This is a genomic window from Pseudomonas sp. 65/3-MNA-CIBAN-0223, from assembly GCF_040310425.1.
GTDB lineage: Bacteria > Pseudomonadota > Gammaproteobacteria > Pseudomonadales > Pseudomonadaceae > Aquipseudomonas > Aquipseudomonas gregormendelii.
Genome location: NZ_JBEOPV010000251.1, coordinates 1 through 253, shown reverse-complemented (window position 1 = coordinate 253; position 253 = coordinate 1). Strand labels below are relative to the sequence as shown.

Annotated in this window: 1 pseudogene; it reads right to left on the bottom strand. The window is 60.9% G+C overall.

The window, feature by feature from the left end:
- A pseudogene (locus tag AAEZ09_RS28780) lies at positions 1-253 on the bottom strand (hypothetical protein); the annotation flags it as partial.

The window sequence follows — 253 nt, the reverse complement described above, 5'->3', positions numbered from 1 at the left end:
GGACTGCACGCGGTGGACATGGTCCGCGACGTCGTGGAAATATGGTGTCATTTCGGCGCTGATGCAGGGAAAGTGGCCGCGAACGAGCTTTCGCACCAGCTCGGCCATAGCCCCGAGCGTGCGCTGGAACCGCGTGAGTTCGGACCTTAGTTCGAAGATTCGCGCCACCTCTTCTGGCCCGAGGAAATCGTGCAGCGACCGTCGCTCCATCGCCAGGACGTCGTCCTCGATCATTTCGAAGATGGGCAGATAC